Below are 5,313 nucleotides of genomic sequence, written 5' to 3' on the forward strand. Positions count from 1 at the left end.
CCCCCTGTGAAGGCAAGCGCCGTTTCAGGCACCACATCGCCGAACGCATGACGCCAGCCGATACCGCCACGGGCGGTTGTATTGACGGAACCAAGCGGGAAAGCGGTCGAGGCGCGCAGCCCTATCGTGGTGAATGTCGTGTCGCTCGACCGGTCTTTTCCGGAAAGCGCAGCGGCACCGCCATGCTCTGTGAAGCCATCCGCGTTGAAGTTCACATAGGCTAGGTTCGCATAGGGCTCGAAAGATACGGAAGCTGTATCCAGTCGAGAGCCGAGTTCGCCGAAAGCCTGGAACGTGCCGGCATGGTAATCGGCCGAAAGGCTGTCGGAGAAGCCCGGAAACGCCACCGACCTGCCGGTCTCGATGCGGTTCCACGTATAGGCAAGGCCGGAACGGAAGCTGTGAGGGCCACGCTGCGTGCTAGCGTAGATCCCGAGGTGATAATTGTTGCCTGAGCCGGAGGAGGCGCGATCATCCACATGGATGGACGTATGGCTATAACCGGCAAGAAGCCCGAGCCGCCAGCTTTCGCCGATGGCCGCATCGCCGCCTGCAATAAAGCCTCCCGTCGAGCGGTCGAGGCGAGCAGCGTTGCCGTCTCCGTCCAAATGTCCCCAGGCGCCGAAACCGCTGCCCCAGACGGCGAAGTTTTCGCTGGTCGCGGGAGCCAGTTCCGGGCCTTCCGGTCCATATGCCATGACCGGCACGGTTGATGCGCCCACGCCTGCGAACGCTGCGCGAATGCGATCGCCGGCGGCGTCACGGACGAAATGGCTGTCTTCGACAAAGGCGCTGTGAACGGAAGCATGGATCTCGCCCGAAAGCTGATCGAATGCGTTGCGGGATCCCTGTCCCGTCAGGAAGAGGATGTTGTCGTGGATCGTGTTGCCGGAACCAAGGGCTTCCGCAGCCGCGCCCACGGATCGCTGATTGAAGGTATTGCCGACATCGGCAAAGGTGACAGAATTGCGATCGACGTCGAGATAGACGTTGGTCGGGTCATAAGCGAGTTCGAAATCGACGAAGGGCGAGTCTGTAAAGAGGCCTCCTGTCAGCCCGCCGTAGGTCCCGATCACGCCGCCAGCGGCGGTCAGAAGCGTGTAGCGGGTATCGACTGAGAAATGCCCGGCACCTTCACGCACCAGGTTGACGCTCGCTCCCTTGTTGATGGCGGCACTGCCGGCAACGTCGATGAGATCTGAAGCCTTGCTCGGTGCGATACCCGCCAAATAGGTCGACCCGGCCTGCTGCACGAAGTCACCGTTGACGGTGAGCACTGCAACCCCCTTGCTTGGATCGAGCACGCTGCCAGGAGCGACGGTGCCGCCTGCGCCAACCGTAAGAGAGCCGACTGCACCGATACCCGTAAGGGTACCAGTAGCCGAGACGCCTACCTTCGAAACAATGCGGCCATCGACGGCGAGTATGCCTCCAAGCACCTTGGTCGGCCCGCTGTAGCTGTTTTCGCCGGACAGGATCAGCGCTCCTTCGCCGCGCTTCGTCAGGTCTCCGGCGCCCGAGATTGAATTCGACCAGATCGAGGAGTAGCCTTTGGTGTCGACGTCGAAGACGCCGGCGTAGCGGAACTCGCCCGGACCCTCGATCGCAACGCCGAGATTGAGCAGACCCTGGCCGAAGACTTGTTCATCCTCGAACCCTTTGGTGGTCGTCGTTGTCAGGAGGGTTTCAATGGTCTGGCGGGCGTTCATGTAAGGGAATGCCGACCGGATCACTGCCGCCGCGCCAGCAACATGCGGCGTTGCCATGGAAGTACCTTCCTCGTACTTATACGGGTTGTTCTTGTTCGCCCGATCCCCTTGTGGCCAGGTAGAATAAATGCCGTTCTCATCAATCGGATTATCGGGATCGGCATTAATATCGCCACCCGGAGCCGCGAGGCACCACTCTGCTGTGGCTCCGCATCTATTGCTATAGCTGGCAATCTTGCCATCCTTGCCGACAGCAACGACTGTTATCAGCGAGCCTGCCAGATCCGAGAAGTCGAGCTTCGAGACATCAGACCCGCTCACTATCTTGTATGTATTTGGGTTATTGAAATCGAAACCTTTGTTTGTTTGATCGTTTGTGTCGATGAACTTATAAAGATTTCCATCTTTGGTATTTTCTGGCGTTATTAACGGCAACGTGCCGATGCCGCTGGGAATCGCCGAAGCAGCGCCGGGTTGGTCGTCGGTACTGGCATCATTACCGGCGGCGAAGACGAGCACGATGTCCGCCTTAGCCGCCTTCTTCAACGTATTGTAGGTATCGACGAGATTGCTCGGATCATCATAGATGGCCTGATAGTCGAGAATCTCATAGTTTTTATTATCGATGGCATATCCCTTGCCATCGAGTTTCAGTTGGCCGTTCTCGTCCTTGAGATACCGCCCCAGCAACAGGCCTGGCCCGTAGCTCCCATTGAGCACGCCAGCTCCCGCACCAATCGCGTATTCGATCGCTTCATTGGTCGGGTCCATCTCGGGATCATCTGGGTCGCCGATATCCACTGCTCGAAGGGGCAATACTGTCGATTCATAGGCCACGCCCTGCATGCCCGTGCCGTCGCGCGCGGCGCCGATTATCCCCGCCACATGGGTCCCGTGTCCGTCAGGCACACCGTCTTTGTCGACAGAATGGCTGACGTCAGCCAAGCGTTTATCCGTCCCGAAGTTGTGCAGCGCCTTCGAAATGCGCGCCACGAATTCGGGATGGTTGATATCCAGTCCTGTATCCACAATCGCAACGACGACGCCCTTGCCCGTATAGCCTTTAAGGTAGGCGGGCAGGGCGTTGATCATACTCAGGCCCCAATTTCTGGAATATTCGGCATCTGCCACCGGCGCAGGCGACGCGACTGATTCCTGGGCCAAGGACAGATTTGGTGCGAAGAGCGCCGTTGTTGCTAAAAACAATTTGATCGTTCTGAAGCGCGTTGGCATGCTTAATCCCTATTCCCAAAACTACTTATTTCTTTCAGATCAGATTGGCGCGATATCGAGCGGCAAGCGATCAGCTTATGTATCGACCAGGTCCCGCCAGCGGAGATCTGCGCGTCGCCTCTACGCATGCTGGCGTGTCACCAATGATACATCGATTATTTCTGGATTTCAGGCACGTCGGATTGGATTTGCCCTTGCGGTGTAGAGCGAAGTTACTAGCCATAGGATTCCTCCTTCTTAGTTTTGTCAGCCGCAGAGCCCCAGTACGACTGGTGGTAGAAAGCACACGGCCGGAATCTTGGCAGCGCTGTTCACACCCACGTTCGTAAGGTGGCCGATGGGCTCGGCGCCAGAGCACCAATGCTTGACCTGCTCCAGCTCTTGCTCGGCGGGTTGTTTCAGAGACGCTTGATCTCGATGCCGTGTTTTCTCAGCACGTAGCCGATCTGGCGCGGGGTCAAACCGAGCAGGCGCGCCGCCTTTGCCTGCACCCAGCCACACTTTTCCATGGCGGCAATGACCGTATCGGCATCGGGCACCCTACCACGAGTCGTGGCAGGGCCTATCGGCGCTTGCCCGTCGCCGACGGGCGGGGCGGCACGGGCGGCGGAAGGCTCGATCGTAGTCGAGTTCTCTGACGTCGGCGGTCCGTTCTTCCACAGCGCCGCGGCCAAGCACTCACCCACGCAACAGGCAAAGTCAGTTCTGAGGATTGATGGACCCGTCGCCAGAACTGCCGTCCGTTGAACGCAGTTTTCGAGCTCTCGGATGTTGCCTGGAAATTCGCAATTCATTAGCACCTCAATCGCTTCGGGAGCGAAGGTCAGCGTGTGATCATTCTCAGTATTGAAATTCTTGAGAAACTGAGCGGCCAAGAGCGGAATATCACCTCGCCTTTCGCGCAATGCCGGCACGCGTAAAGTGACGACGCTGATGCGGTAATAGAGGTCTTGCCGGAACTCCTTGCGTTGAACTGCCTTTTCCAAGTCCCTGTTGGTTGCGGCAATCACGCGAACATCGACTTTAATGGTGTGGTTGCTGCCGACACGCTCAAACTCCTGCTCCTGCAGGACACGCAGCAGCTTAGCCTGGAACGAGCCCGATATTTCGCCAATCTCGTCCAGAAACAATGTGCCTTTGTCGGCAGCCTCAAAGCGCCCCTTGCGCAAATTGATCGCGTCGGTGAAGGAACCCTTCTCATGACCGAACAAGTCAGATTCCAGAAGCGTCTCGGTGAGCGCCGCGCAATTGACCTTGATGAAGGGCTGCTTGGCGCGAGGCGAGAGTTCGTGAATGGCTTTGGCAACCAGCTCCTTGCCGGTTCCGGATTCACCTCGCAACATGACCGTAGTCTTCGCCTTGGCCACCTTGACAAGGTGCTCACGCAGCTTGCGCAGCGCCAGACTATCGCCAAGCATCTCCTTGCTGATCTTTTTACGCTCCATTTGGCAGCCCATCCCACTCCGCCACCCGCCGGTGGAACTGCACTTGACGGTGAGCTGTGTTGTTTTTCGTCATTATCATTCTCGATCTCACCTTTGTGCCTCGAAATTTCCGGCGCGCGGACGCCCTCGGCAAATGGCAATGGCGCCTGAGCATCGTTGTCTTTCACCAGGACGAGCGTCTTCTCCTCCGTGCGGGCGCCCGCAATATGCGCGCTTGTTTGCGCAGGCCTTTACTCGACCGGTCGCCGTTCTGTCCGGCTTCTGCCGCACCGCAGCCTGCAAACCCATCCTTGACAAGAAAGGAGGGGAGTCAATCGAGCTCTCCTTGCATTCGTGCAAGGAAAATTGTCAGTTTGATAGAATTCTATCAAAACGGCAGAAACGCTCCGCCCCCAATTTGGCTGTACCTGCGGCGTTCAGCGTACGTGACGACATGTGCGGACTTGTCCCAATTGCCATCCGAGTTGTGCGGGAAACAGTAGCCGCTGCGCTGTTCGCTTCAACCGCGTGATGCCGCTGACAGTAGAGGCGGCGGCTCGTCGAGCGAGGCTTCATTGTTCGGCTACTAAAGCGGCTGTGCTTTGGTGGGAGTTGGTTTCGCCCAAGTTCTGGGCCTGAGGGCGTCGGCCCGTTTCGCCGCACAGGCTCCTTCCACATCGTCGAGCCGAGAAAGAGGGGCCACACAGCTCCCCCTGTTTCACAATGCCCCGCCCCTCAGCAGCTAGATACGACAGGTGACCTCAAATGATGCGTCTTGCATGGCTTCTACACCTGCCTGAATGCCAGAACTGCGTTCGTACCGCCCATGGCGAAGGCGTTGCTCATGGCGACGCGCACCTTGCGCTCGCGCGGCACATTGGGTGTGATGTCGAGGTCGCAAGCGGGATCTGGCTCGCGATAGTTGGCGGTCGGCGGCACGACGTCCT

2 protein-coding genes and 2 pseudogenes are annotated in these 5,313 nt (G+C 58.3%); 1 reads left to right on the forward strand and 3 read right to left on the reverse strand.

Annotated features, from left to right (window positions below; genetic code table 11):
• Nucleotides 1–2,801, reverse strand: a 2,801-nt coding sequence (locus EN781_RS24900; RefSeq protein WP_210213496.1) for an autotransporter serine protease, incomplete at its 3' end; no start/stop codon positions are given.
• On the opposite strand from EN781_RS24900, the gene EN781_RS34885 reads away from it, so the two are divergent.
• Nucleotides 2,794–3,147 carry a hypothetical protein gene (locus EN781_RS34885; RefSeq protein ID WP_210213497.1) on the forward strand — a complete coding sequence of 118 codons (354 nt, stop codon included), beginning with the start codon at nucleotides 2,794–2,796 and terminating at the stop codon, nucleotides 3,145–3,147. The two genes, EN781_RS24900 and EN781_RS34885, sit on opposite strands and share 8 nt — an antisense overlap.
• A gap of 193 nt (nucleotides 3,148–3,340) precedes the next feature.
• On the opposite strand, the pseudogene nifA reads toward EN781_RS34885, so the two are convergent.
• Nucleotides 3,341–4,384: pseudogene (nifA, locus tag EN781_RS24905) on the reverse strand (nif-specific transcriptional activator NifA); the annotation flags it as partial.
• 768 nt (nucleotides 4,385–5,152) lie between these two features.
• A pseudogene (locus EN781_RS24910) lies at nucleotides 5,153–5,313 on the reverse strand (beta-ACP synthase); the annotation flags it as partial.

It is taken from the genome of Mesorhizobium sp. M4A.F.Ca.ET.090.04.2.1 (assembly GCF_003999085.1).
Taxonomy (GTDB): Bacteria; Pseudomonadota; Alphaproteobacteria; order Rhizobiales; family Rhizobiaceae; genus Mesorhizobium.